Source organism: Bifidobacterium asteroides (assembly GCF_030758775.1).
In the GTDB taxonomy this organism is placed as follows: domain Bacteria; phylum Actinomycetota; class Actinomycetes; order Actinomycetales; family Bifidobacteriaceae; genus Bombiscardovia; species Bombiscardovia kimbladii.
Window position 1 is genome coordinate 1111624 of the sequence record NZ_CP132384.1, and the last position, 26073, is coordinate 1137696.

The 26073-nt window shown below is 62.3% G+C and carries 24 protein-coding genes; 4 read left to right on the forward strand and 20 right to left on the reverse strand.

Translation table 11 applies throughout. The features are described 5' to 3' along the window. Window positions 1-53 precede the first annotated feature (53 nt). The 9 genes from RAM15_RS04300 to aroC all read right to left on the reverse strand — a co-directional run bounded on the left by RAM15_RS04300 (window position 54) and on the right by aroC (window position 12654). The gene (locus RAM15_RS04300) at window positions 54-1328 is read right to left on the reverse strand and encodes a SufS family cysteine desulfurase (protein ID WP_306220908.1); all 1275 of its coding nucleotides are present in this window, start codon (window positions 1326-1328) and stop codon (window positions 54-56) included. Between the two features lie 21 nt (window positions 1329-1349). Further along, window positions 1350-2129, reverse strand: a complete 780-nt coding sequence (gene sufC / locus RAM15_RS04305; protein ID WP_306220909.1) for a Fe-S cluster assembly ATPase SufC — start codon at window positions 2127-2129, stop codon at window positions 1350-1352. A gap of 1 nt (window position 2130) precedes the next feature. Next, a complete protein-coding gene (gene sufD / locus RAM15_RS04310; RefSeq protein ID WP_306220910.1) occupies window positions 2131-3357 on the reverse strand; it encodes a Fe-S cluster assembly protein SufD in 1227 nt (408 codons plus the stop codon). Then, window positions 3357-4811 (reverse strand): Fe-S cluster assembly protein SufB, encoded by a 1455-nt coding sequence (gene sufB / locus RAM15_RS04315; RefSeq protein WP_081581024.1) that lies wholly within the window; start codon window positions 4809-4811, stop codon window positions 3357-3359. The genes sufD and sufB overlap by 1 nt, the downstream gene beginning before the upstream one ends. A 260-nt stretch (window positions 4812-5071) precedes the next feature. Beyond that, window positions 5072-6736, reverse strand: coding sequence for a CTP synthase (locus RAM15_RS04320; RefSeq protein ID WP_306220911.1), 1665 nt, complete (start codon window positions 6734-6736; stop codon window positions 5072-5074). Between the two features lie 65 nt (window positions 6737-6801). Further along, the gene (locus RAM15_RS04325; RefSeq protein ID WP_306220912.1) at window positions 6802-9345 is read right to left on the reverse strand and encodes an excinuclease ABC subunit UvrA; all 2544 of its coding nucleotides are present in this window, start codon (window positions 9343-9345) and stop codon (window positions 6802-6804) included. Continuing rightward, the gene (gene aroQ / locus RAM15_RS04330; RefSeq protein WP_306220913.1) at window positions 9342-9812 is read right to left on the reverse strand and encodes a type II 3-dehydroquinate dehydratase; all 471 of its coding nucleotides are present in this window, start codon (window positions 9810-9812) and stop codon (window positions 9342-9344) included. The genes RAM15_RS04325 and aroQ overlap by 4 nt, the downstream gene beginning before the upstream one ends. 3 nt (window positions 9813-9815) lie before the next feature. After that, the gene (locus RAM15_RS04335; RefSeq protein ID WP_306220914.1) at window positions 9816-11447 is read right to left on the reverse strand and encodes a bifunctional shikimate kinase/3-dehydroquinate synthase; all 1632 of its coding nucleotides are present in this window, start codon (window positions 11445-11447) and stop codon (window positions 9816-9818) included. A 13-nt stretch (window positions 11448-11460) separates the two neighbouring features. Continuing rightward, complete coding sequence (gene aroC, locus RAM15_RS04340) at window positions 11461-12654, reverse strand: chorismate synthase (protein ID WP_306220915.1); 1194 nt, start codon at window positions 12652-12654, stop codon at window positions 11461-11463. A 62-nt stretch (window positions 12655-12716) separates the two neighbouring features. Here aroC and RAM15_RS04345 point away from each other — a divergent pair, with 62 nt between their 5' ends. Further along, complete coding sequence (locus RAM15_RS04345; RefSeq protein ID WP_306220916.1) at window positions 12717-13190, forward strand: hypothetical protein; 474 nt, start codon at window positions 12717-12719, stop codon at window positions 13188-13190. Between the two features lie 25 nt (window positions 13191-13215). Here the strand turns inward: RAM15_RS04345 and mltG are convergent, their stop codons facing one another. The 7 genes from mltG to rpsD form a co-directional block, all read right to left on the reverse strand. Further along, window positions 13216-14412 (reverse strand): endolytic transglycosylase MltG, encoded by a 1197-nt coding sequence (mltG, locus tag RAM15_RS04350; protein WP_306220917.1) that lies wholly within the window; start codon window positions 14410-14412, stop codon window positions 13216-13218. Beyond that, on the reverse strand, window positions 14413-14895 hold the full coding sequence (gene ruvX, locus RAM15_RS04355) for a Holliday junction resolvase RuvX (protein WP_306220918.1): 483 nt from the start codon (window positions 14893-14895) through the stop codon (window positions 14413-14415). Window positions 14896-14902: 7 nt separating this feature from the next. Further along, window positions 14903-17584, reverse strand: a complete 2682-nt coding sequence (alaS, locus tag RAM15_RS04360) for an alanine--tRNA ligase (RefSeq protein WP_306220919.1) — start codon at window positions 17582-17584, stop codon at window positions 14903-14905. 178 nt (window positions 17585-17762) lie between these two features. Continuing rightward, complete coding sequence (locus RAM15_RS04365) at window positions 17763-17996, reverse strand: hypothetical protein (protein WP_306220920.1); 234 nt, start codon at window positions 17994-17996, stop codon at window positions 17763-17765. Beyond that, window positions 17996-18442, reverse strand: coding sequence for a DUF948 domain-containing protein (locus RAM15_RS04370; protein WP_306220921.1), 447 nt, complete (start codon window positions 18440-18442; stop codon window positions 17996-17998). The genes RAM15_RS04365 and RAM15_RS04370 overlap by 1 nt, the downstream gene beginning before the upstream one ends. 92 nt (window positions 18443-18534) lie before the next feature. Beyond that, on the reverse strand, window positions 18535-19203 hold the full coding sequence (locus tag RAM15_RS04375; RefSeq protein WP_306220922.1) for a histidine phosphatase family protein: 669 nt from the start codon (window positions 19201-19203) through the stop codon (window positions 18535-18537). Window positions 19204-19295: 92 nt separating this feature from the next. Then, window positions 19296-19922 carry a 30S ribosomal protein S4 gene (rpsD, locus tag RAM15_RS04380; RefSeq protein WP_015021916.1) on the reverse strand — a complete coding sequence of 209 codons (627 nt, stop codon included), beginning with the start codon at window positions 19920-19922 and terminating at the stop codon, window positions 19296-19298. A gap of 426 nt (window positions 19923-20348) precedes the next feature. On the opposite strand from rpsD, the gene RAM15_RS04385 reads away from it, so the two are divergent. From RAM15_RS04385 to RAM15_RS04395, 3 genes are all read left to right on the forward strand, one after another. Then, a complete protein-coding gene (locus tag RAM15_RS04385) occupies window positions 20349-20690 on the forward strand; it encodes a hypothetical protein (protein WP_306220923.1) in 342 nt (113 codons plus the stop codon). Continuing rightward, window positions 20687-20986 (forward strand): MFS transporter, encoded by a 300-nt coding sequence (locus RAM15_RS04390; protein WP_306220924.1) that lies wholly within the window; start codon window positions 20687-20689, stop codon window positions 20984-20986. Before RAM15_RS04385 ends, RAM15_RS04390 begins: the two co-directional genes overlap by 4 nt. A gap of 240 nt (window positions 20987-21226) precedes the next feature. Continuing rightward, window positions 21227-21664, forward strand: a complete 438-nt coding sequence (locus RAM15_RS04395; RefSeq protein ID WP_306220925.1) for a hypothetical protein — start codon at window positions 21227-21229, stop codon at window positions 21662-21664. 163 nt (window positions 21665-21827) lie between these two features. On the opposite strand, the gene RAM15_RS04400 is transcribed toward RAM15_RS04395, so the two are convergent. From RAM15_RS04400 to RAM15_RS04415, 4 genes are all read right to left on the reverse strand, one after another. Next, a complete protein-coding gene (locus tag RAM15_RS04400; protein ID WP_198200463.1) occupies window positions 21828-22400 on the reverse strand; it encodes an NAD(P)H-dependent oxidoreductase in 573 nt (190 codons plus the stop codon). Between the two features lie 121 nt (window positions 22401-22521). Next, on the reverse strand, window positions 22522-23859 hold the full coding sequence (locus RAM15_RS04405; RefSeq protein WP_306220926.1) for an ABC transporter permease: 1338 nt from the start codon (window positions 23857-23859) through the stop codon (window positions 22522-22524). Beyond that, window positions 23846-25039, reverse strand: coding sequence for an ABC transporter permease (locus RAM15_RS04410; RefSeq protein ID WP_306220927.1), 1194 nt, complete (start codon window positions 25037-25039; stop codon window positions 23846-23848). Before RAM15_RS04410 ends, RAM15_RS04405 begins: the two co-directional genes overlap by 14 nt. A gap of 41 nt (window positions 25040-25080) precedes the next feature. After that, window positions 25081-26037: an ABC transporter ATP-binding protein gene (locus tag RAM15_RS04415; protein WP_306220928.1), complete on the reverse strand. Its 957-nt coding sequence runs from the start codon at window positions 26035-26037 to the stop codon at window positions 25081-25083. Window positions 26038-26073: the final 36 nt, after the last annotated feature.

Sequence of the window (26073 nt, forward strand, 5' to 3'; positions counted from 1 at the left end):
AACCTACCAGTATGTCTTTGCCAAATCCGTCTATGCGCTGCCGGTGAAGACCCTCAGGCCACCCGGAAGAACTTGCGGACCCCGGCGACGGCATCCAGCAGGGCATCCGTGTCGGCCACGGTGTTGTACACGCCGGTCGAAGCCCGGTTGGAGGCCATCAGGCCAAAGTGCCGATGGACCGGCTGAGCGCAGTGGTGTCCTACGCGGATGGCAATGCCGCGCGAATCCACATACTGGCCTACGTCATGGGGATGAACCCCTTGAACGTCGAAGGCGACTGTGCCGATCCGGTCCTCGGGAGTGGTCGGCCCCAGGATGCGTACCCCGTCCAACTCCCCCAGCCTCAGCAGACCTGCAGTGATGGCCTTCTCATGTTCGGCCACGTTCTCCATGCCCAGATCCATCAGCCAATCGGCAGCTACGCCAGCGCCGATCATCTGGGCCACCGGCTGGGTGCCGGCCTCGAACCGGGCCGGAGGATCCATATAGCTGGCTGGGCGGTCCAGATAGGCCAGCTCCACCATGGATCCGCCGAATGATGCCGGAGGCAGGGCTTCCAGCAACTCACGGCGGCCGTAGAGGAAGCCCACGCCGGTGGGGCCATACATCTTGTGAGCACTCCAGGCGGCGAAGTCCACATCCATGGCATGCAGGTCCACAGGCAGGTGAGGCACCGATTGGCAAACGTCCAGCACCACCAGGGCGCCCACCTGGTGGGCACGACGGACGATGGGCTTGATGTCAGTGACGGCGCCGGTCACATTGCTGATGTGGGTAACGGCAACCACCTTGGTTCGCTCGGTGATGACCTGGTCGGCGGTATCGGCCAGAACACGACCCTCCGGATCCAGATCAAAGTATTTGAGCACTGCTCCGGTCCGGTAGCAGAGCTCCTGGAAGGGCAGGAGGACCGAATGGTGCTCGGCCTTGCTGACCACGACTTCATCCCCCGGCTTCAGGGCGAATCGACGTGCCGCCTTGCCTCCACGACCGAGGCTGGCGTTGCCGAAAGCGGTGGCCAGCAGGTTCAGAGCCGCTGTGGCCCCGGCGGTGACGACAATCTCCTCGCCGCCCTCCTGGCCTTCTGCGCCTACCAGGGCGGCCACGCGGGAGCGGGCATGCTCGAAGGCCATGGTGCTGCGGGCGGCCAATTCGTGTGCGCCCCGATGCACCCCGGCGTTGTCCTTCAGGTAGAAGTCCCGAACGGCATCGATGACCGCCAGGGGCTTCTGAGCCGTTGCGGCCGAATCCAGATAGACCAAGGGGTGGCCATGCACCTGCTGGTCCAGAATCGGAAACTGCTGCCGAATGCTGTCATCGATGACCATTGCGGACCTCTTCTCTTATCCTCAGGCCAGGGCTGATTCCGAGTCGGCGCCCTCGGGCAGATACTGGTCGTACCCGGTCTCCTCCAGGGTGTCGGCCAGCTCGGGGCCGCCGGTCTTCACAAAGCGCCCGTCGGCGAAGACATGGACGATATCAGGCTTGATGTACTTGAGGATCCTGGTGTAGTGGGTGACCATGAGCACGCCCATGCCGGTGTTCTCCTTGGCCCTGTTGACCCCCTCGGAGACGATGCGCAGGGCGTCCACGTCCAGACCGGAGTCGGTTTCGTCCAGGATGGCAAACTTGGGCTTGAGCAGCTCCAGCTGCAGAACCTCGGCCCGCTTCTTCTCGCCACCGGAGAAGCCCTCGTTGACCGAGCGCCGGGCGAACTTGGAATCCATGCGCAGCCGCTTCATGGCATCGTTCAGGTCCTTGGTCCACTGGCGGATGGCCGGGGCCTTGCCGTCGACCTCGGTCTTGGCAGTACGCAGGAAATTGGTCATGGACACGCCCGGCACCTCGACCGGGTACTGCATGGCCAGGAAGAGCCCGGCCTTGGCCCGCTCGTCAGGGGTCATCTTGAGCAGATCCTTCCCATCCAGCAGGGCCTGGCCGGAATCCACCTCATACTTGGGATGGCCGGCCAATGTGTAGGCCAGGGTGGACTTGCCCGACCCGTTGGGCCCCATGATGGCGTGGGTCTCGCCGGAGTTGACGGTCAGCGTGGCCCCCTTGAGGATCTGCTTGCGACCCTCCTTGGTCTCCACTGAGACGTGCAGATCCTTGATTTCCAATGTGGACATGTCAGTTCTCCTCCAAAACGTGCTGCATCTCTTGATCCTCGCCGGCCGCCAGCCTGCGGTCGATGACCCCCATCAGGTGCCCGGAGACGCTGGGGACGTCGATCTCCTCCACCAGTTCGCCGAAGAAGCCTCGGACCACCAGCTTGCGGGCCTCCTGCTCGGGGATGCCGCGGGACTGCAGGTAGAAGAGCTCCTCGTCGTCGAAGCGGCCGACCGAACTGGCATGGCCTGCCCCGATAATGTCGCCATTCTCGATCTCCAGGTTGGGCTCGGAATCGGCGATGGCCCCGGGGGTGAGCACCAGGTTTCGGTTGAGCTCGTAGGAGTCGGTTCCTGGCGCGGTGGGCTGAATGAGCGCGTTGCCCACCCAGGTGGTGTGTGCGCCTATTCCGTCCAGGGCCCCCTTGTAGACCACACGGGACTTGCAGTTGGGATGGTTGTGCACCACCATGGTCCGGTGCTCCATGTGCTGGCCGGGATCGACGAAGTAGATGCCCAGCATGTTCAGGTCGCCCTGCTCGCCGCCGAAGTCCTGGTCCATGCGCAGCCGCACGACATCGCCTCCCAGACTGACCACCGAGTGACGCAGGGAGGACTCGGCTCCCAGGTGGATGCGGTGGTTGCCTACATGCTTGCTGCCCTTGTCCCACTCCTGGATGAAGGTGGTCGACATCTGCGAATTGTCGCCAATGTCGATTTCAACCCCCTCGGCCAGACGTGCCTGGCCCTGGTGTTCGACCACCAGATCGGCCTTGGTGCCCGCTTCGGCCTTGATGACCAGGTGGAAGGCATCCAGTTCGGGGCCGCCGCCGTTGACACGGACCAGCACAGGCTGATCCAGGGTGCCCCTGAGGTTGACCACAGTCGCCTGCTTGCCGCTGGCCCACTCCACAGCTGCCGCTCGGTCGCTGGGTTTGAGGACGGTGCCGCAGGGGGCCTGATCCATGGGAATCCGGCTGAAGCTGACCTGATCTGCAGGCGGTTCAGACCCGTCGATCATGGTGACTGAGACCTTGGTCAGGCCGCTGGGCTGGAAGACGGTGAAGAACTCCTCCATCCGGTCGATGGGGGTGAACCGCCAGTCATCCTGCTTGCGGGTGGGCATGGGGAAGTCGTCAGGGTTGAAGGAGCGGGGCTCCTTGTCGGCGCTGGACGGCATGGTGGCCGGGAAAGCATAAGGATCCTTGGGATCCGCATGCGGAATGGTTATTTCGCTGTTTTGTGACATCAGCCTACCGAACCCTCCATCTGCAATTCGACCAAGCGGTTGAGCTCCAACGCGTACTCCATGGGCAGCTGCCGGGAGATGGGTTCTACGAACCCACGCACGATCATGCCCATGGCCTCCTTCTCCTCCAGGCCACGGCTCATCAGGTAGAAGAGCTGGTCCTCGGAAACCTTGGAGACGGTGGCCTCGTGGGCCATGGAGACGTCGTCCTCGCGGACGTCCACGTGCGGGTAGGTGTCCGAGCGGGAGTAGTCGTCCACCAGCAGGGCGTCGCAGACCACCGAGGAGGAGGACTTCTCGGCTCCCTTGATGATCTTGACCAGGCCCCGGTATGCGGCCCTTCCCCCGTTGCGGGAGATGGACTTGGAGACGATAGTGGAGGAGGTGTGGGGTGCCAGGTGGATCATCTTGGCGCCCGTGTCCTGGTACTGTCCCTTGCCGGCGAAGCCCAGGGAGAGGGTCTCCGCCTTGGCATAGGGCTCAGCCAGGATGCAGGCCGGGTACTTCATGGTCGCCTTGGAGCCGATGTTGCCGTCAACCCACTCCATGGTGCCGCCCTCGCGCACATATGCACGCTGGGTGACCAGGTTGTAGACGTTGTTGGACCAGTTCTGGACCGTGGTGTAGCGCACGCGGGCGTGGGGCTCGACCACAATCTCCACGTTGGCCGCATGCAGGGAGTCGGTGGAGTAGATGGGGGCCGTGCAGCCCTCCACGTAATGGACGTAGGAGCCCTCGTCGGCGATGATCAGCGTGCGCTCGAACTGGCCCATGTTGGGCGTGTTGATGCGGAAGTAGGCCTGCAAGGGGATGTCCACATGGACGCCCTTGGGCACGTATACGAAGGAGCCGCCCGACCAGGCCGCCGTGTTCAGGGCGGCGAACTTGTTGTCGTCCGGAGGGATGACCGTGGCGAAGTACTTGCGGAAGAGGTCCGGGTACTCTTTCAGGGCCGTGTCCGTATCCAGGAAGATGACCCCCTGTTTGCGCAGATCGTCGCGGATGGAGTTGTAAATGACCTCGGACTCATACTGGGCGGCCACGCCGGAGACCAGCCGCTTCTTCTCGGCCTCGGGGATGCCCAGCCGGTCATAGGTGGTGCGGATGTCGTCGGGCAGGTCCTTCCAGTCTTTGGCCTGCTCCTTCAAAGGCTTGACATAGTACTTGAAGTCGTCGGCATCGAACCCGCTCAAATCCACGCCCCACTTGGGCATGGGCTTCTCCATGAAGGCCCGATAGCCCTTGAGACGCATCTGCAGCATCCAGTCAGGCTCGCCCTTGTCGGCCGAGATGGCCCGGACCACGTCCTCGTCGATGCCCTTGTGGGCGTTGCGCCCGGCATCGTCGGAGTCGTGCCAGCCATAGGTATAGTCGCCGAACTCGGAGATGATCTGGTCGTCTTTTTTGATTTTCTCTTCATTGACGCGGGAGCGGTCGGCCACATACTGGCTCATTTCCACATCCCGCGATGTGTCTGTCCGCTGCGAGGTGCTGTCCACGAGCTGAGACCTCCTAACACACGCACGGCCGCCATATGCGGCCGATCACACCTTTACAGAATAACCAGGACAGTAGTAAACCGCCAGACCTGGGCTTACGCTCTCTAAGGAATCCAGCCGACCCTCTTGACAAAGCCGTCGATACGGACAATCGCCCGCTTCCCAACAAGAGGGAAACGGGCGATCATACCGAAAGAGTCCGAAAGGAATCGACCTCAGGCCGCCTCCTGGCCTCCGTGCTCCAGGCTGGCCTTGACCAGGCCGGCGAAGAGGGGATGCGGCTTGGTGGGCCGGGACTTGAACTCCGGGTGGGCCTGGGTGCCCACATAGAAGGGGTGCTGGTCCTGGGAGAGCTCCACGAACTCGGTCAGCTGCCCGTCCGGGCTGGTGCCCGAGATGTGCAGACCGGCCTTGTCCAGCCGCTCCTTGTAGGCCACGTTGACCTCGTAGCGGTGGCGGTGGCGCTCGGAGATCTCGGTGGAGCCGTAGAGCCGGGCCACCAGGGAATCGGGCTTGAGCACCGCCGGGTAGGCGCCCAGCCGCATGGTGTGGCCCATGTCGCCGTGGCCGGCCACGATGTCCTTCTGCTCCTCCATGGTGGCGATGACCGGGTTCTCGCAGTCAGGCTCGAACTCCGAGGAGTTGGCGTCCTCCAGCCCCAGGACATGGCGGGCGAACTCGATGACCATGGACTGCAGGCCCAGGCAGAGGCCCAGGGCAGGCAGGCCGGTCTCACGGGCGTAGCGCAGGGCGCCGATCTTGCCCTCGATGCCGCGGATGCCGAAGCCTCCGGGGACCACGATGCCGTCCACGCCCTCCAGGGCCTTGCGGGCGCCGTCCATGGTCTCGCAGGTGTCGGCGGCCACCAGCTTGACCTGGACCTGGGAACGGTTGGCGAAGCCGCCGGCCTTCAGGGCCTCGATGACCGACAGGTAGGCGTCAGGCAGGTCGATGTACTTGCCCACGATGGCGATGGCCACCTTGGTGCGGGGGTTGTGGACCCGGTCCAGCAGATCCTCCCACTCGTTCCAGTCGACGTCGTGGAAGGGCAGTCCCAGCTTGCGCACCACGTAGGCATCCAGACCCTCCTTGTAGAGGATCTTGGGCACGTCGTAAATGCTGGGCGCATCCACGCAGTTGACCACGCCCTCGGCATCCACGTCGCACATCAGGGAGATCTTGTCCTTGATGCCCTGGTTGAGCGGCCGGTCCGAGCGCAGCACCAGGGCGTCGGGGGCGATGCCCAGCTGGCGCAGGGCCATGACCGAGTGCTGGGTGGGCTTGGTCTTGAGCTCGTGGGCGGCGGCCACGTAGGGCACCAGGGAGACATGGACGAACATGCAGTTGTCCGGGCCGATGTCCCGACGAACCTCACGGGCGGCCTCCATGAAGGGCTGGGACTCGATGTCGCCCACAGTCCCGCCGATCTCGGTGATGATCACATCCACGTCGTCGCTGGCCTGGGCCCGCATACGGCTCTTGATCTCGTTGGTCACGTGGGGAATGACCTGGACGCACTGACCCAGGTACTCCCCCGCCCGCTCCTTGCGCAGAACGGACTGGTAGATCTGGCCCGTGGTCACGTTGGCCTTCTGGGAGAGGAAGACGTCGGTGAAACGCTCATAGTGGCCGATGTCCAGATCGGTCTCGGCCCCATCCTCGGTCACGTAGACCTCGCCGTGTTGGAAGGGGTTCATGGTCCCCGGATCGACGTTGATGTAGGGATCCAGCTTCTGTTGAAGAACGCGAATTCCGCGGCTTCTCAGCAGTCGGCCCAGAGAGGATGCGGTCAGTCCCTTGCCCAGTGAAGAGACCACGCCGCCGGTGACGAAAATGTGTTTGGTGATATGCCCTTGCGAATTTCCATGTTCTCTGACCATGGAACTTCAGCCTATCAGGCAGGAGCGACCAGAAAGCGGCCAACACTCGAGGAGGAGGGACGGATTCAGGCACGGCTCAGATGCAGGTGGTCGGCCAGGTAGCGGCCGGTCACTGAATCCGGGTTACGGGCCACTGATTCAGGGTCGCCCTGGGCTACGATCCTTCCGCCACGGTCGCCGCCGCCCGGGCCCATATCGACCACATGGTCGGCGTTGGCGATCATGTCCAGATCGTGCTCGATGAAGACCACTGTGGCCCCCTTGCTGACCAGGCGCTCCAGCACCCCGATCAGGACGCGCACATCCAAGGGATGCAGGCCGGTGGTGGGTTCGTCCAGGACGAACATGGAGCCATTCTGCCTGCGGCCCAACTCGTTGGAGAGCTTCAGCCGCTGGGCCTCCCCGCCAGACAGGGAGGGGGTGTCCTCCCCCAGGGTCAGGTAGTCCAGGCCCAGGTCCTTCAAGGTCTGCAAGCCTCGGCGGATGGCCGTGTACTCGCGGCCCTGCGCGAAGACCTCCAGGGCACGGCCCACCTCCATGGCCAGCAGATCGGGTAGGCTCATAGACTCCGGGTGTGCCGGCGTGGATAGACGGTACTGCTCGGCCTCCGGGCGGTATCGACGACCCTGGCAGCTGGGGCAGGTGATGGGGATGTCGGGCAGGAACTGCACGTCCAGGCTGATCTGTCCGGTGCCGTCGCACTGGGGGCAGCGCAGGGATCCGGTGTTGTAGGAGAATGCGGAGATGCCCAGCTTGTCTTTTTTCGCCTGGTCAGTGGCCGCGAAGAGGCGGCGCAGCCGGTCCATCAGCCCCGAGTAGGTGGCCACTGTGGAACGCACGTTGATGCCTATGGGCGAGGAGTCCACCAGGCGAACCCTGTCGATGCCCGCAGGGTCCAGACTGTGCACATGCTTGGGCATGGGGTCGCCTTGGATGCGGGCCTGCAGGGCCGGAACCAGGGACTCCAGGATCATGGTGGTCTTGCCGGAGCCGGATACGCCGGTTACAGCCGTCATGCATCCGCGAGGAATGGCCAGATCCAAAGGGTGGACCGTGTGAATGGGCCCTGACTGCATGCGGATCCACTCATGCTCTGCAGGCATGGGATGCCGGTCCCGTACCAAAACGGATTCACGTCCATCCAGAAAACCGGCGATGCGTGAGTCCGGGTCTGCAGCGATCCGCTCAGGGGCTCCCTGGGCCAGGATCCTGCCGCCGCGCTCCCCTGCACCGGGACCCATTTCGATCAGATAGTCGGCTGATTGCAAAACCTTGACGTCGTGGTCGACGAAAACCACCGAATTCCCATCGGCCAGCAGGTCGCGCATGACCCCTATCAGCCCCTCCAGGTTGGCAGGATGCAGGCCGGTCGAGGGCTCGTCCAGCACATAGAGCACGCCTGTGGTCTCGTTGCGCACGGCCCTGGCCAGCTGGGCCCGCTGCCGCTCGCCGGTGGACAGGGAGGCGCTGGAGCGGTCCAGGGTCAGGTAGCTCAGCCCGAGCTGGATCAGCCGCCTGCCCATCTCATCCAGGGTCTTGCAGAGGGCCGAAGCCATGGGCTGCATGGGTTCAGGCAGCGTGGGCGGCAGCTTCCGACCCCAGTCCAGCACCTCATCCAGGGGCCAGGAGGTGACCTCGGCCAGATTGTCCCCGTTGATTCGGGGCAGACGCGCCCGCTGGTTGAGGCGGGTGCCCTTGCAGTCCGGGCAGGTCCGCTCGGTCAGGAACTTGGTTACCTTGGCCAGACGCTTGTCGTCGTTGGCCCTCTTGAGCTCCTCGGTCACGGTCAGCCGTGCGTTGCGGAAGGTGAAGTCCAGCTCGTGGACCCCCTTGATCGAAGTAATGGTGATGTGCTTCTTCTCGGCCGGCCCCTCGAAGACGATCCTCCGCTCCCAATCGGTCAGGTCCCGCCAGGGCACGTCGGTGCGGACTCCGAACTCGCGAACGATGTCGGGCTGGACGTTGAAGCCGAAGGTCCGCCAGGGCACCACGGCCCCCTGGTCGATGGTCAGGCTGTCATCGGGGACCAGGGTGGCATCGTCCACCTCGCGCACGGTTCCGGTCCCCTGGCAGGTGGGGCAGGCTCCCAAGGAGTTGAAGGCCAGCTCCTCGGCGCTGGGAGGCTCGACTTTAGCACCGCAGATGGGGCAGGTGATGGGCATCTCGGCTGCGACAGCCAGGGTGGGCTCCTGGCGATGGCCATTGGGGCAGACATGGCTGGACAGCCGGGAGAACATCAGTCTGAGCACATTGAGCAGCTCGGTGGCGGTGCCGAAGGTGGAGCGCATGCCGCCCACGCCCGGCCGCTGACGCAGGGCCAGCGCAGGGGGCAGGAAACGCACCGACTCCACCTGTGGGCGCTGGGCCTGGGTCATCCGCCTTCTGGTGTAGGTGGACAGGGATTCCAAGTAACGCCGGGACCCCTCGGCATAGAGGACCCCCAGAGCCAGGGAGGACTTGCCGGAGCCGGAGACCCCCGCGATGCCCACCAAGCGATTCAAAGGAATGTCGACATCCAGATTGCGCAGGTTATGGACCCTGGCGCCGCGGACAAGGATGGCCTCGGGCGGTGCGGAGAGTTTCTCGCTGGTCTCCCCGCTCTCGCTCATGCGGTCTCCAGCAGGTGGGCCACTGCTTCCAGGGCCAGCCGGTAGCCGTAGAAGCCCATGCCTGTGATGGTGCCGGTAGCCACCGGCGAGATGACGCTACGCCGGCGGAAGGCCTCCCTGGAGGCCGGATTGGAAATATGGACCTCCATCAGCGGCAGCCCTGCCTGGGTGACCTGGACGGCGGCATCGGCAAGCCCATAGCTGTAGTGGGTGAAGGCGGCCGGGTTGAGCACCACCGCGCTGCCCTGGTCCACAGCCTGATGCATCCAGCGGATGACCTGGCCCTCGTCGTCCGACTGCAGCACCTGAACATCCAGACCCAGCTGCTGACCCCAGTTTTCGCAGTCCCGGGTCAGCGTCGCAAGATCCTGTCGACCGTAGACATCAGGGTCGCGCACGCCCAGCCGACCCAGGTTGGGTCCGTTGACCACCAGAACCGTCTGCCTGCCCTTGTCGGCATCCGCCATATGTCATTCCTCCTTGCGTATGGCCTGGAAGGCCTCCTTGAGCGCCGAGACCGGCGGGTCGTCCAGGTGGGTGGGTTTGCCCAAACCATCAAGAATGATAAACCGCAACTTGTTGCCACGGGCCTTTTTGTCCCGATGCATGAGGGCCAGCACCTGGTCGAAGTCGCCCCCGTTCCACCAGGTTCTCAGTCCCAGGGAGGATAGCAGCTGCCGGTGGTAATCGACCGCATCCTGATCCAGATGGCCGGTGATCCTGGCCAGCTCGGCTGCAAAGACCATGCCCACGGACACGGCCTGGCCATGCCGCCAGGTGAAGTGTTCGATCTTCTCGATGGCGTGGCCCAGGGTGTGGCCGTAGTTGAGGAACTCCCGCAAGCCCGACTCCTTGAGGTCGACTGAGACGTGCCGGGCCTTGACCTCGACCGTACGCTCGATCAGATCCTGGACCACTGTTCCCAGCCACTGGTCGGACTCCTGTCCGTCGAAGGCGCGCAGGGACTCGGCCCGCTCCTCCAGCTCGCGCAGGATGCCTCCGTCCATGATGAACCCGGACTTGGCCACCTCGCCCAGGCCTTCTACAAAGATGTCATTGGGCAGGGTCCGCAGGGTCCGCAGATCAGCCAGGACGCCGGCAGGGGTATAGAAGCTGCCGACCAGATTCTTGCCCTGCTCCAGGTTGATGCCGGTTTTGCCTCCGGTGGAGGCGTCGACCATGGCCAGCAGGGAGGTGGGGCAGTTCACATAGCGGATGCCCCGCATCCAGGTGGCGGCGATGAACCCGGCCTGGTCTGTGGCCGCTCCACCGCCCAGCCCCACAACCGCGTCGGAACGGGTGAAGCCCTCGGTGGCCAGACGCTCCCAGATGCCCTGGCTGACCTGGATGGTCTTGCCGGCCTCTGCGTCGGGAATGGTAAGATCCACCACCTGATACCCGGCCTGGCGAAGCAGGGCCCGGGCATGGTCGGAATGGCGCTGGACCGGCTGGGTGTGGATCAGGGCCACACGCATGGTCTGGTCGCCAAGCAGCTCGTGCAGCCGCCCCGTCACCCCTGCTCCGATCCTCACGTCGTAGGGGTCGGGACCGCTGACGTGAACCACCCGCTCAGTCAAGGCATCGGCCAGCCGTCTGGCCAGGGCCCGGGGGGTGGTGTTTCTGGATTTAAGGGTGATGGTGGCCAGCTCCTGGTAGACGCTGCGACGCTCACGATAAAGAGCCATCCAGCGCTCCGATGCGCCGCCGCGTAGAAGGGGGCGATGATCTGACCGAGCTGCTCGGCTGACCCCCTCCTCGGGGTCGACTTCCAGGTAGACCACAGCGCCTCCTGCCAGCCGATAGTCCTGCAGCGCCTGGAAGACCTCGGTGCTCATGGGAGCGCCTCCTCCCAGGGACAGGATGCCGCCAGGAAAGTCCTTCAAGAGGTCCAGGACCGTCCTGGTCTCCATGCCGCGGAAAGCCTGCTCGCCCTGAGTATCGAAGATCTCGCTGACCGATCGGCCTGCTTCCTCCTCGATGCACTGGTCCGTATCCCGGAAGGGCGCCTTGATCAGGGCAGCCGTCTCCCTGCCCAGCCGGGTCTTGCCCGCACCGGGCATGCCGATGACGACGGCCTTGGGCATGCTGCTACTTTCAATCATGGAAGTCCGCCCCTCACCGCAGATGCTCGGGCCAGGACTGGAGGTAGGCTTCGGCGTTGCGCCGAACCTCCTCAAGCGAGTCGCCGCCGAACTTCTCCAAGACGAATCGCGCCAGGGTCAGGTTCATCATGGCTTCGCCGATCACTGCTGCGGCAGGCACGGCGGTCACGTCGGAACGCTGATGGATGGCCTGGGCAGGCTGGCCGGTGGCCACATCCACCGTGCGCAGGGCCCGCGGCACCGAGGAGATGGGCTTCATGGCGGCCCTGACCCTGATGGGCTGGCCGTTGGACGTGCCGCCCTCCAAGCCTCCTGCGTGATTGCTGAGTCTGCGGATGGTGCCGTCCGGACCGGGCTCCATCTCGTCATGGGCCTGCGAGCCGGGGCGATCAGCCTCGCTGAAGCCATCGCCGATCTCCACGCCCTTGATGGCCTGAATGCCCATGAAGGCGCTGGCCAGGGCAGCATCCAGACGGCGATCGTCCTCCACATAGGTGCCCAGGCCTGCCGGCACACCATAGGCAATAACCTCGAAGACCCCGCCTGCGGTGTCGCCGTCCTTCTTGATCTGGTCGATCCTGGCCATCATCCGCTTCTCGGCGTCCTTATCCAAGGTCCTGACCGGCGAGGCGTCCAGTGCAGGTCCGTCCTCAGGGCCGGGCGTGACTTCATGGCCCTCCCGGCCGACCCCGGCTATGGAAATGACATGGGAGACGGTCCGTATGCCCAGAGCCTGCTGCAGGAAGTCGGCAGCCACCGATCCCAGGGCCACCCGGGAGGCGGTCTCCCTGGCCGATGAGCGCTCGAGGACCGGGCGCGCATCCGTAAACCCGTACTTGCGCATGCCGGTCAGATCGGCGTGGCCGGGCCTGGGCCTGGTCAGCGGGGCGTTGCGGCCGGTCGCCGGAGGCTCCTGGTCGGCAGGCAGCTCGTCCACGCTCATGATCCGCTCCCACTTGGGCCACTCCGTATTGCCGATCTCGATGGCCACCGGAGAGCCGAGCGTCCGTCCATGTCTGACCCCGGTCAGCAGCCGAACCCGATCCTGTTCGAAGCCCATCCTGGCTCCGCGTCCATAGCCCAGCCGACGACGGGCCAAGGCCGATTCAATATCCTTGGTGGACACGGCGACCCCTGCGGGCAGACCCTCCATCATGGCCACCAGGGCCTCTCCGTGGGATTCCCCTGCCGTCTGCCAGCGCAACATATTCAAGCTCCTCGTTCGTTCCTCGTTTGCCAGGTTAGGGCTACGTATGATTATCTTAGAAGATGGTCTACCTCATCCCAGCGCCGGGACTGCTAACCGCCCTCCTCCTGGCCCTGATCGACATCCGCACCCGGCGGGTCCCACGTCTTCCAGTGCTCTTGGGACTGGTTCTGCAGACTGTGACCCTGCTGGTCTTTTCACTGTTCCAGGCTCAGCCGATGCTGCTGGTGCGGTGCCTGCTGCTGACTCTGGCCTCTGCAGGCCTTCAGCTCACGCTAGCCCTGATCCGACCCGGTGCCCTAGGGCTGGGCGACGTGACGGCCACAGGTCTGGTGGCCCTGAGCCTGTCGGTTCTGGGATGGACAACGATCCTGGTCTGGTGGGTGATGATGGGACTGCTGGGGCTAATTGCCTTGGCTCTGGCCTGGTTGGCTCGTCGGCGTGGATCGGCCGGAACACGCAACCCGCTCTCGCTGGCCTACGTCCCGGTCATCCTCGCCGCAGCAGTAGCGGCCCTGATCATTGACGCCGTCTAGGCAATTGCGGCCCCAGAGCAGGGCACTAGTTGTTCTGCTCGTTGTGCTGAGATTCCCAGGCCTTGTATTCCTTGACATCTCGGTTGAACTGATCCTGGTTGTCGCTGAACCTGGTCTCTCCCGTGTCCAAGTTGACAGTCACGAAATAGAGCCAGTTGCCCGACTCCGGGTGCATGGCCGCCTGGATGGCCTCGTCTCCCGGGCTACCGATGGGGCCTGGAGGCAGGCCCTGGTGGACCCTGGTGTTGTAGGGGTCGTCGGCGTTCTGGAGCATGGCATCGGTCAGCTTCAAGGCCGATACGTTGTTGGAGTAGGCCACCGTGCTGTCCATGCCCAAGGGCATTCCCTTGGCCAATCGGTTGTCGATGACCTTTGCCACCTTGCCGTAGTATTCCGATTTGTTGACCTCGGCTTCGGTAATGGAGGCTGTATTCAGGATGGTCTGCCGTTCCTGACCGCCGGGTACGCCCAACTGATCCAGATGCTCAATACGCTTGGAGACCAGGTTGGTCAGGATGGCCTTGGCTGACCCGGCCTTGCGCACATCGTACTCCCCGGGCTGCAGCCAGCCCTCGAAGTCTCCCTGGGCCTCCTGGGGCAGAATCCCCTCCCCCTTGGCTTGAACCAAGGCATCGAATTCGCTCTGCGGCACCCCAGAAAGCTGAGCGGCCCTGGCAATCACATCACGTACTCGCTCGCCGGCCCGCACCTGCAGGAAGCCGCCGGCCTTGTTCCGGTCAGTCAGAATGGTCACGACATCGGAGGCTTTCATTCGCAGACGCAGATCGAAGGTGCCGGGCACCAGCCTGGACTCGGATTGGGCGCTGGTGATGGCGTGCAAAAAGGCCTCCGTGGACTTGACCACTCCAGCCTTGACCAAGTTGGCACCGACCTGATCAGCCCCCTGGCCGCTCTCGATCGTGAACTCCACCGGCGCTCCACCAGGGCCGGGATAATCAGGGGCGACCTCCTTGGTGGCTACGATCCTGGGAGTTCCATGGCGTAGCCCGCCCACCAGAATCACCACGCAGGAGGCAGCAACCACCACGGCCAAAGCGATGAGGAGAACCATAATCCGCTGACGGCGCTTGCGACGTTCACGCCGACGACGCATCTCACGACGCGAACGAGGAGGACGTGGCGGCATGGCGGAGACCGGGGCTTGCCCATCGGCCACCCACTGGACCTTATCCTGGAAGAATTCCTGCATGTCGTCGGCCAATTACCACTCCTTGTCGGCACGTTGGTTGTCCAGGGCCGACTGCAGCAGCACAACAGCGGACTGCTGATCGACCACAGGACGATGTCTTCGCCCGTCCACGCGAGCATCGTATAGCTGACGATGGGCGCTGACGGTCGTCAGTCGTTCGTCTCGCAATACTACACTGGGCAGCTGCTCAGGGGCAATGTCGGCATCCCGGGAAGCCTCCTGAAGGCGTCCGGTCAAGGCGCGCACCCAACGGGAAGCCTTTTTGGCGCTGCGACCAGCCTGACCGCTCAGGAGCAGAGGGTATCCGACTACGACCTTGGACACACATTTATCCATAATCAGGTCTTCCACCTGGTCCAGAGCCTGGAAGTAGTCGCCCTGAACCCTGATGTTGCCAGCGGGAAAGGCCAGGGTCAGCTCCGGGTCCGACAGGGCCAGACCCACCCTGGCTTCCCCAAGATCCACCCCCAGCCATACGGCTGTATGTGATCGCACGAGAAGCTCAGCCCTCTCGGACCTGATCACTCAGGGCCTTCAAGGCCCGATCAATAGCCGAGGCATCCTGACCGCCGCCCTGGGCGAAGTCAGGCTTGCCTCCTCCGCCGCCTCCCAGGACCTTGGAGGCTGTCCTGACCAGGTCGCCGGCCCTGAGACCGCGATCACGGGCAGCCTGATTGGTGGCTACGAAGATGACGGGCTTGTCATCCTCGCTGACACCGGCCAGGGCGACTACCACAGGGTACTCCTCGCCCATGCGGGCCCGCAGGTCGGTCACCGTCTTGCGCAAGGCATCCACAGAACCGAAACGGCCCATATTCCGGGATGCGATCTTGACATCTTCCGGGGCATGCAGGGCCTGGCTGGCCAGTTCGGGCACAGCCTGGGCCATCTGCTGCTCATAGGTGGCCGCCAGTCGGCGGTCAGACTCCTTGAGCTTGGCCAGCAGGGCCGAGATCCTGGATTCCAGCTCATCGGGGCGGGCGTTGAGCTTGTCGGAGAGCTGGGAGACCAGAGCGTGCTCACGGGCGTTGTACTCGTAAGCCCCCTGGCCCACTACAGCATCGACACGACGGACGCCGGTGCCCACCGAGGCCTCGGACATGATGGAGACCGCACCGATCTTGCCCACGTGATCCACATGGGTTCCCCCGCAGAGCTCACGGCTCCAGCCGTCCTCACCTATGGAGACCACACGGACCACGTCGCCGTACTTCTCCCCGAACAGGTGCATGGCGCCCAGGGCGATGGCATCGTCGTACTTCATCTCCTGCGCGGTCACAGCCAGGTTGTCGCGCAACCGGTCGTTGACGCGGGCTTCCACCGCATCCATGGCCTGGCGGCTGGGGGCCTGCGACCACTGGAAGTCGAAGCGGAGCCTGTTGGGCGCATCCTCGGAGCCGCGCTGCGTGGCCTGGGGACCCAATTCCTCGCGCAGGGCCTTGTGGACCATGTGCGTGGCCGTGTGCGAGCGGGCAATGGCGCCGCGCCGGTTCCGGTCGATGTTGGCCGTGACCTTGGCCTGCAGGGTCAGCGTTCCCTCGGTCAGGCGGCAGCGGTGGATGGTCAGCCCTTTGATGGGCTTCTGCACGTCATCCACCTCCAGGACGGCCCCATCGTCGGTCAGGATCTCTCCCTGGTCGGCCAGCTGACCGCCTGCCTCGGCGTAGAAAGGCGAACGGTCCAGAATCACCTCGACCTGGGCAGGGGCCTTGACGGCCGGAACCGCTCCCTTGCCCTCCTGGATGATGCCCAGGACGGTCGAGCGGCTGGAAAAGTCGGTGTAGCCCAGGAAGACCTGAGGCTCTTTCAGGCTCTTGCGCATATCGTCGTAGACGCTCAGGTCCACGTTGTGCCGCTTCTTCATGGCATCGGCGCGGGCCCTGGACTTCTGCTCGTTCATGAGCTTCCGGAACTCGTCCTGATCCACCTTGACGCCCTGCTCGGCGGCCATCTCCAGGGTCAGCTCAATGGGGAAGCCGTAAGTGTCGTGCAGGGTGAAGGCATCCTTGCCGGAGACCTCGGGATCGCCCTTGCCCTTCTTGGCCTTGTTGACGGCCGTATCCAGAATGGTGGTCCCCTTGTCCAGGGTCCGGCGGAAGGCCAGCTCCTCGCCATAGGCCGACTCGGCCACCTCGGAGAAGGTGTCGTTGAGCTCAGGGTAGCTGGGGGCCATGGCCTCCTTGGAGACCGGGAAGAGCTGGGGCAGAACCTCCTGGTCCACGCCCAGCATCTTCATAGAGCGGATGGTCCGGCGCAGCAGACGACGCAACACATAGCCGCGGCCGACGTTGCTGGGGCGGACGCCGTCGCTCATGATCATCAGGGCCGAGCGGACGTGGTCGGCCACCACGCGGAAGCGCACGTCAGCCTGGGCATCGTCGCCGTAGTGCCGGCCAGACAGGTCCTCGGCCGCCTGGATGACGGGGTAGACCTCGTCGGTCTCATAGATGTTCTGCTTGCCCTGGAGCAGGTAGGCCAGGCGCTCCAGTCCGGCGCCGGTGTCGATGTTCTTGTGCTCCAGCTCGCCTACGATGTGCAGGTCGGTCTTGGAGCGGACGTTGTCCACCTCGTAGTTTTCGAAGACCAGATCCCAGATTTCGATGTACCGGTTCTCATCTGCCGAGGGACCGCCCTCCTTGCCGTAAGCAGGGCCGCGGTCCACATAGATTTCAGAGCAGGGGCCGCCGGGGCCGGGGCCACCAGTGGTCCAGAAGTTGTCCTCCATGCCCAGGATTTCCATGTGCTCGGGATCGAAGCCCTCGTTCTTCCACAGGGAGCGGGCCTCGTCATCGTCGGTGTAGGTGGTCACCCAGATCGTTTCGGGATCGAAGCCGTAGCCACCCTGGTCCTGGGGCTTGGTCAGCAGGTCCCAGGCGTAGTGGATGGCCTCCTCCTTGAAGTAGTCTCCGAAGGAGAAGTTGCCCAGCATCTGGAAGAAGGTGCCGTGACGGGTGGTCTTGCCCACCTCGTCGATGTCCAGGGTGCGCACGCACTTCTGGTTGCTGGCCATCCGGCTCCTGGGCGGGGTCTGCTCCCCCAGCAGATAGGGGATGAAGGGGACCATGCCGGCGATGGTGAAGAGCGTGGTGGGATTGGGCGAGATCAGGGAGGCGGATGGAACCACCAGATGATCCTTGCCCTGGAAATAATCGAGGAAACGCTTGGCGATTTCCGATGTGCGCATGCTGCTTCTGCTCCTTCAGACCCGGTGAACGCCGACGGGATTACGGGTTGTCCAAATGACTCTGTTGTCCGGGGCGCGAACATGTCGCCCGCACCCCGGACTCATAGCTATAGCTGAATATGGTGATTTTACACCGGCCAGGCGCATCTGTCCTGGCCTGTCCGCCCCAGGCTCAGCCCTAGAAACGGTCCAGATAGCGGCGGTCCAGCTCCTCCTGCCGCTGGTGCATTGTCTGGGTGAACTGGTGCACCAGGCCGGACAGGGTCCGTGAAGCCACCTGATCCTGGTCCTCGCCCAGCACGAATTCCCTCGCACGCTTGGGGGTGTTGGCCCTCACATAGGCCTCGGCCTTGGTCACCAGGACCACGCCTGCAGTGACTCCCAGCCCCATCCAGAAGATCCGTTTGAACATCAGCGGGTCCTCCCCTCGTTCCCTTGGCCCTCATTGGCCTTTTGTGCGGTGGTATTTGGTGCGGTGGAGGGCTTGGATTCGGCGCTGTTGCGGCCTCCTGAAAGGAATGACGAGATCGTCTTGCGCAGGGCGTAGAAGAAGGCCGCCACTTTGATGACCGGCTTGCCCAGCATTGATCCATACAGGTCGGTCAGGGCGCCAACGTTGCCTGCCGTGGTCGAAGCCGCTGCGGAGATGCGATTGACGTCAGTCAGAGTCTGGTTGAGCTGGGTGACCGTGCTGGTGGACTCGTCCAGGGTGGGCACGACATGGTCGCCCGCCTGCTTGATGGTCTGCGCCAGCTGATCGAAGAGCTTCCCCAGACGAATCAGGGGATAGATCAGAAACCCCGCCAGGATAGCGAAGGCAATGGCCGCTATCAGGCCGGCAATCTGTCCTACGTCCATCTGCTACCTCTCTTCCATAGGTACGATACTGGGGACAAGGCTAGCACGCGCCGTCTATCAGTCCAGGCCATGACTGGCCTATTGAAGCCGGTTCATTGATTGAAGGACCGAACCTGCAGGGCCCGCTCAAAGGGAGCCTCCGTATCGAAGTCAAATATGGTGACACTTCCGTTGCTTGGGCGGCTGCTGGTGTCGTAACGCCCGCCGCCGAAGCGGTTGACCAGACTGAGCAAGGTGTTGCCGTGCGAAATCAGCAGGACGCGGTCGCCATCTTTCAGATGGGGATCAGCGGCAATCAGGGCGAATCCACCGGCAATGCGAGTCCAGTACTCGCTGTCGGACTCGGCATCGCCAAAGGGATCGGCCTGCTTGAGGAAGTCCCTGGTGGCGGCCAGACCAAACTGGTCCACGATCTGCTGGTAGGTGCCTGCTCCATGGGGAGCGCCTGCAGCCCACCAGGCCATGGCCATATCCTGTCCCTCGAAGTAGCCATAGAACTGCTCGCGGAAATGACTGTCGCTGACTGGTTCGGGCTTTTTCTCCGACTGGTTCTGGGCCAGGATCCTGCGGACTGTCTCCTGGGCGCGTGTGGTGTCCGAGCAGTAGGCTGCCGCAAAGCTCACCTTGCTCAATTTCTGGCCCGCACGATCGGCATCCTCCAGCCCCGATGAGGTCAGGGGCGAGTTGGACCAGCCCTGAAGACGGTTGTAGCGGTTGAAATAGGTCTGCCCATGGCGGACGGCATACAGATGGAGCAACATGCCTCCATTATCCCACCCACAATCCGGCAGGGGTGGCAGATCCTGACACGCAAAGGGCCCCGGACGAACCGGGGCCCCAAAGTTCCTGGTGGTCAGCGAGCGTAGAACTCGACCACGTACTGGATGTTGATCTGAACCGGGATCTCCTCCGGCTCAGGCTTGCGGACCAGGCTGGCCTTCAGAGAGGCCAGGTCCACGTCCAGGTAGCCGGGGACTGCGGGCAGCACATCCCGATGGACACCTTCGGCGGCAATCTGGAAGGGCACCATGGTCTGGCTCTTGGGCTTGACCTGGATGGTCTGGCCGGGCTTGACCCTATATGAGGGGCGGTCCACGATGTTGCCGTCGACCAGGATGTGGCGGTGGACCACGTACTGACGGGCCTGGGCGGTGGTGCGGGCGATGCCGGCGCGCAGAACCAGGTTGTCCAGGCGGCACTCCAGCTCGCGAAGCATGGCGGCACCGGTCTGGCCGGACTCGTGGGTGCCCCGCTCATAGGCGGCGCGCAGCTGCTTCTCGGAGACGCCGTACTGGGCGCGCAGCCTCTGCTTCTCGCGCAGACGGACGGCGTAGTCGGACTCGGTGCGACGGCGGCTGCGGCCGTGCTCGCCGGGGCCATAGGGGCGCTTCTCGAACAGGCGCTGGGCCTTGGGAGTCAGGGCGATGCCCAGAGCGCGGGACAGGCGGACCTGGCGACGCGCACGCTGAATGTTAGTCATTGATGCAATCCTTACTTGCTTCTGTCGTTATCTGAACGAAGACGGCCGGAACCGTCGAGTCAGGCCTCTCCAATGCTTCACCGTGCCAAGCACGAACGACCTTGCGGCCGCCGACCCATTGATGGGCTGAGACTCCAGATAGGTTCGCGCACAACCGCGCAAACCAAGTGTTCATTAAACCACATGCGGCCGACCGACGGCAGTGCGTATGTCGTGACATATTCATACCAACAGTCGGTACGATATTCAGTCACGGCTGGCAGACTCCCCCAACCAATCAACGACAACTCGTCTCAGCGACCGGAAAGGAAGACGATCATGGCCCGCAACGCACACCCTGAGCTGACGCAGGAGCGAATCATCTAAGCCGCCACCGAGCTCTTCTCCCCCAGGCGAGCGCAAAAAAGACTGGAGGCCGCGAATCTGATGTGCCGCAAATTCAACCCAAAGGCCAATCCCAAGATGATCGGCATGGAATTCACCGCCCTGGTGGATGAGCGGGACGACTTTGTCGACCTGATCACACAGGGCAATCAGGACGGCTCAATGCATGTAGAGCATATAGAACAAACCGCGGAGATCATCCGCCTGCTGGCCAACATGTGGCTGCTGCCTTTCTTCCGCCGGGGAACACAGGCTGAGCTGCGCACCAGAGCAGCTTGCTTTTTCTCAATCATGCAAGGCTTGGGCATCCCCCTGGAGGACCAGGGATTCTCCGACCTGCTCGCATCCTTCGGCACCGACGCCCAAGGCGAAGCCGGGATATGAGCTCGCCCGATCAGGCCCAAACCTCAAGCAAAGGACTGCTGACACCGCCATTCATTGCTCTTCTGACGACTGAGATTCTCTCCAATCTAGGGCAGACATGTTTGGTCTTCGCCCTTCCACTTCATTTGCTGAACATTTCAGGATCAGCATCCCTCTATGGCATGGCCTCCGCTCTGGCCGTCCTTCCATTCATACTCCTGACGCCTCTGGGCGGAGCTCTGGCCGACCGGCTGCACAAGCAGTCCACCATGGCAGTGCTGGACATTCTGTCAGCGTTGACTACATCATGCAGGTAGTCGGGGTTTCCGCCCTGGCCTGCCTTCTGTCGGCTGCCTGGATCAGGATCGCCGTCAGAATTCCCGAACCAGCACAAAGCCACTTCCAAGGCCCAAAAGCACTGGTGAGCCATCTGGTCGCTGACACGAAAGAGGCTGCACAATTTCTGGTCAGGCATGGCAACCTCAAAGTGGTCATAGGACTCAGCCTGGCGGCCAATCTGATCTTTGCCTCCTACGTCAACGTGGCCCTGCCCTTATATGGTCACTCGCACGCTGGGCCTGAGCAATGCCATGCAGGGGCTGGCCGAAGGAATACTTGCCTGCGGAAGCCTGCTTGGAGCCATTCTGGTATCCATCCGTCCAACCTGGTTCCATCTGCGACGGATACCCTTGCTGCTCTCGGGCAGCGCCCTGGTTCTCCTTCCCATTGCAGCAGAACTGCTCATGCATTCGCCTACACATGTCCTCTTCGCACTGGTAACCGGATGCATGGCTCTGGCTGCGGGAATGGTGCAGACGGTCAACATCACTTCCCTGTCCTATGAACAGATTCACATCCCCGCAAGGCTGATAGGCAAGGTAATAGGACTGACCAACAGCTTGTGCATGTGCGCGATCCCGCTGGGACAGGCCGCCTTCGGCCCGCTGATCGACCACAGCCCTATGACCCTGATCATCACTGGGGTGTTCTGGTGACACTGCTGACATGTCTAATCGCCAGGCTGGCCATGAAACCGGACGAATAGTCAGCGAGGCGAAGGCCTTTTGAATGCCGCGCCGGCGCTTTTTCGTCATTGATGACCTAGGATCCGTCACTTAGCGACGTAGACACAAAAGTATCTCAATAAGGCTGATGGCCTTAATTTGCTGAGGGCACTTTATTGCATATCTTCTGAGTGAAGGCCTTGCGGCGTTCAGGTGTATCAACCTTCGAGTCGATGCGGCCCAGAATGCTGGCCCCTGTGAATTTGATACCACAGAATTTTAAGATGGAGTACTTCCATCGGGTCACGGTGGAGCCATACATCTTGGAGACGAAGGCCGGCCCATGGCTGCTACTGATGATTTGCGCTGTCTTGCCTTTGAGCAGTCCCTCCGATTTAAGGCTGCTCTCATATCGGTAGGCAAATTGGGGCGTGAGTACCCTATCCAGCCAGCCCTTGAGGATGGCCGGTTCGCCCGCCCACCAAATGGGGAAGACGAAGACCAGATGATCAGCTCGGGCAACCATGTTTTGATAACGCTTAGGCGCTGATTCGTCCTCCATGTGCTTGGCATAGCCGTAGCGAAGCACCGGGTCAAAGTCTTCCTGGCTAAGGTCGATCATTTCGACTGTGTGGCCTTTACGCCGGGCAGCTTGCGCATAAGCCTGGGCGTTGGTATGGCTAAAACTACCTCCATAGGGTGATCCTTGAATAACGAGTATGTTCATATCATTTACTTCTTCAGTTGTGTTGCATTTGGTTTTTGCTCTATTATCCAAAATTATTTTATATTCGGTAGATTACCGTAAGCAAAACCGTTGACAGAAAGATGATATGAATCCGGAAAAACTACCCGATCATACTGGGGTCGGAGCTGACAGGAGCGACCAGGGTGGCCCGGGTGCGTGTCAGGCGTGAGACCATAAGGCCGACACAGGCATAAGCCAGCGCGAACAAGGCAACCACGGTCAGCGGAAGGCCCCAGGAGGCCAAGCCTGCTGCGCTCGAATCCATGATTGATTGGACTGCAGTGTTGTACCACCAGCCCGGCGTCAGTTTGCCGATCGTCTGCATGACCGGAGGCAGGGGGCCGCCGGAACTTGACCCGGAGGTGAACATAACCACCAGGCCGAAGGTGACCCCGACGGAGTTTATGAGCGAAGAAGAAGGATTGAACTGAGCAAGCATGAATCCAAAGGATGCCGCCGATACAGCGAATACCAGCATGACGAAAAAGCTCAGCAGCACCCTCCCCCAGCCAAGCGAAGCCAGGGAAACCCCCGATGCCGCCATGCTGAAGGCAACGAGTGCCACGTAGTATACCCAGGAGAAGCCTGCCAGGATGAGGGCTGCCGTGAGCTCCTGTCCATTCAGGCTGCTTGACCGCACTGGAGAGGCAAGCAGGCGTCGATGTCGGTCGGGAGAACTGAAGGCCCCGAAGAGTGTGGCAACGCAGACCGTCAATGCCGTCATCAAGGGAAAAGCAGCCAGGCCGACTGTCGTAGCGAAGCCTTTCAACAAAGCTCCATGGTTATCAGTCTTGGGGCTGGCATGGATGCCCATATGTGGCTGGTTGCCGGCATAGTGGGCTACTGCATAGGCAGCCGCATCCTTGACCGCCGCAGATGAATGCAGCTCCATCGAACCTTTTTGGCCTAGACCCGTAAGCAAGGCAGTACGAAGAGCATCAAAATAACTGTCCACCTGCAATTGTGCCAGACTGCCGCGGCTGGAATTATAGGAGGCAGCCGTTTCAACTTTAGGAAAACTCGGTGTCTTACCGCCGCTGTGAGCTTGGGCAGCAGTGTCGTCAAGCGCATCAAGGAACCGGTTGCCATATCCGGCTGGGATGATAACGGTCAAATCGCTTTTACCGGATACATTGGCGTCCTGCAGGGCTTGAGGCTCATCTTTGACTGTCACCAATTGGGCCGACTTGCCCAGATACTGCTCCAGACCCTGGCCCATCGCGCAACCAGCCTGGTTATCGCAGTCTCGGTTGATGACGACTATTTTCGCCTGCGCAGGTTCAAAGCGACCAACCGAGCTTGAGGTATTGGCACGTACCGCGGCCTGCATGTTCGTGGAACCGATGACAATCATGATCAGGCTCATGCCCACTAGATACAGGAGGAGGTAGAACTTATGCGCCCAGATGACGCGCAGTGCTGTTTTACAAGTATTCATACCGTTGTTTCCTTAGGAGCAGACCACAGATGGCCAGGAAGATGGCAGCCATAGTGACCAGAATGCCGCAGGTGCGGGCGAAGGGTGCCAGGCTGTCGTAGTAGACGATGTCGTAAAAGAGGTTGGAGACCTGCTTGACCGGGTTGAGCAGGTGAAGGATGGGAGCATGCTCCTGGATGGCATTGTTCAGGTCCATAGCCAGGCTGCCGTAGAGGCCGATAAAGGCACTCAGCGTGCAGTCGATTCCTATGACCAGGCCAACCTTCGTCTCGGTGGGGAGTTTGGGAATCGCGCCCATCATAGAGCCGAAAGCGGTGGCCATAAAGGTGCCTACGGCGATGGCTATGAGGGCTATCGGGTCGCGACCACCGGTTTGCACTCCACAGACTGTGCGGACGAAGATGTAGGCAACCAGGAGGCTGACTGCGGAGAAGAGCCAGGAGGCCAGAAAGGCGCCCGCTGCCTGCCGCCACTTGGGACTGGGAGAACTGGCTCGTCGGGCTCCCAAGGCTGAAAGGTTGGGCTGAGTCCTGGCAATCATCTCGGCAGCGGTGCTGGCACCGATAAGGCAGGCCATAGCCAGCACAGCGAAGAAGTAGGGCGCGGTCATAGATGGGTGGATGTGCGTCAGGCGGATCTGCCTGGTGTAGGTCGGTCCGCCGGATTGCAACAGAATTTGATTGCTTGGTGAGGCAATGGCTGCCCTTGCGGAATTGGCTTGGTTGAAACTGCCCAGCGAGGCGGACAGAATGGAGACCGCTATGCCTTCTGAGGCGGTTGCATCGGATTGGATGCTGGCGGCTTCGCGGTCGGACAGGACCATGTTGACCAGTCCGTCAGAGCCCGCGTACAGGTAACCAATATCCTTCCGGCTATCCAGACGCGTGTTCGCTTCCTCCCTGGAAGCCACTGTCGTCGGGATAAGCAGCTGAGTGTCGTCAGACCCAGCCTTGGGCTTCTTCGATAGCGATGAGACCAGTTCGTCAGCACCTGGGCTGGCTTTCCAGTTGGCGTCCGAGACTATGGCGAAGTGCTGTGCCTCGGCAGTGTAACTGTCTTGCAGGTTGCCCATGATGCCCAGCATCAGAGCGGCCAGAATGACCGGGAAGGCCAGAACCCAGAATAGGGAGGAGGTGTTGCGTATCGAGGTTTTGACGTTGATCAGGAATGAGTTCCACATGGATAGGTGCTCCTTACGGCAATCGAGCCTATGGACCGCGCTCAGTCGCGCAGTTCCTTGCCGGTCAGTTCCAGGAACACGTCGTTCAGGGATGGCGGACGGCTGGTCAGGTGGCCGTAGCTGGTCTTGGTGGATTCCAGGACCGTCAGCACGTCCTGGAGGTTGTGCTCGCCCTGTCTGCAGTGGATAACCAGTTCCTTGCCGTCATAGTCGACGGACTGGGCCAGGGGCAGGGCACGGATCTGGGCCAGAGTGGAGTCCTGAAGATCCAGGGTCTCGACGGTGACCTGCTCGCCGGCCTGGACCATGCCCTTGAGCTCCTCGGCAGTGCCCAGGGCGATCTGACGGCCGTGATCCATGATCATGATCCGTGTACAGATCTGCTCCACCTCCTCCATGTAATGGCTGGTGTAGACCACCGTGGCCCCCTCGGTATTCAGCCGTTCGATGCCCTCCAGGATGGCGTTGCGGCTCTGGGGGTCAACAGCGACGGTGGGCTCGTCAAAGAAAATGAGGTCAGGCTGGTGGGCGATGCCGCATGCGATGTTGAGCCTGCGCAGCAGACCGCCAGACAGTTTGCCGGGTCGGAACTTGCGGAATTCGCCCAGCCCCACGAAGTCGATGGCCTGCTCGACCAGATTCTTGCGGTCGGCCTTCTTGGGCACATAGAGGGAGCAAAAATAGTCGATGTTCTCCTGCACGCTCAGTTCGTTAAAGACAGCCACATTCTGCGGAACCACGCCGATACGACTTTTCAGGTCGTAGGAGGTCGGGGTCATCTCCTGCCCGAATATGCGAACCGTCCCCGATTCAAAGCTGAGCAGGGCCAGTATGCAGTTGATGGCGGTTGACTTGCCTGAACCATTGGGGCCAAGCAGTCCGAATACCTCACCGCGATTGACTTCCATGTCGAAGTGGTCCAAGGCCACCATGTCACCGTAGCGCTTCACCAATGCGCTGACCTTCAAGGCCGGCTCTTGCTCACGTGAACTGTTCATAACTCCATCATCCCAGCCTGGGCTGGCCCAACACCA